This window comes from Colwellia sp. MB02u-14, from assembly GCF_014076915.1.
GTDB lineage: Bacteria > Pseudomonadota > Gammaproteobacteria > Enterobacterales > Alteromonadaceae > Colwellia_A.
The window spans coordinates 1-1,104 of the sequence record NZ_JACGUX010000041.1; the positions used below are offsets into that span (position 1 = coordinate 1).

The 1,104-nt window shown below is 36.6% G+C and carries 1 protein-coding gene; it reads left to right on the plus strand.

Features of this window, described 5'->3' with window-relative positions; all coding sequences use genetic code 11:
* The coding region (locus tag H4J52_RS19640; protein WP_220461064.1) for a hypothetical protein at positions 1–295 on the plus strand (295 nt) is incomplete at its 5' end.
* Positions 296–1,104: the final 809 nt, after the last annotated feature.

The window sequence follows — 1,104 nt, forward strand, 5'->3', positions numbered from 1 at the left end:
GGCGCCTATTAAGAGAAGCCCGATTCGAAAGAGTCGGGCTTTTTGCTGTCTGGCATTTGAAAAACAACAAAAATTGACCGAAATCGCCACAGCATTACCGGTGCGCCGACGGTCGTGTGGCTTATATCGAAGTAAAGCCCATGTGAGCGTAGGACATTCTCCACGAATATTAAGAGAAGCCCGATCCAAAAGCCTCGGGCTTTTTGCTGTCTGGCATTTGAAAAAAAACAAAAATTCACCGAAATCGCCACAGCATTACCGGTGCGCCGTTGGTCGTGTGGCTTATGTTGAGTAAAGCTATGTGAGCGTAGGACATTCTCCGTGTATAATAAGAGAAGCCTGATGCAAAAGACTCAGATTTTTGTTGTACTGAATAAAGTGTTTTATCTGTAATTTTAATGAAGAAAACTATCTTTTATGTACCTTTCACGTAAATAGTCCTCTATAAATAACGTAATACACACTTAATACTCCAGTTGAATAACAAAAAAGCAATTAAATACCAATACCACGCCTTAATCGAGACTTGTTAGTTATTATGAAGGAAGATCGGTAGACATCTGGTTGCAAGCTGAGCTTTATAGTGGAACTATTTATCCAGTCACCGACAAATATTCCATGCTGGCCAGCTCATCTATCAGAAACTGTGTCATAAATACCAATTAATAATTAAATTGATATTCTTTTTGTCCAGGGATTTTACTAAATGATCGATGCGGTTTGATCTATTTATAGTAATAACGTAGTTCTTCTCTTCGTATCTTGTATTAACCTGCAGAATTTACCTTGTTAACTAAAAGATACTTTATTGATACCTTTCATTATGACAGAGGATAATGAGTTAATCATTCCAATAAAGACCAATAAAAATACGGGTTGTACGTTAATTGCTCGAACAAATCTTTATTTCAAAGTTATGACAAAAAAGGGTTGACGCCCAGCGAGAAATGTCTAGAATGCGCTCCAGTTCCAAGGGGTAACCCAAAGGGCTGTTTTGATAAGTTAACTTCTCTTTATAAGAGCTAAAGAGTTAACTTAACGTTTTAAAATGAAATCTGAATTAACTTCAAATTAAATTAAATAAAACGTTGACATCGAAACAGA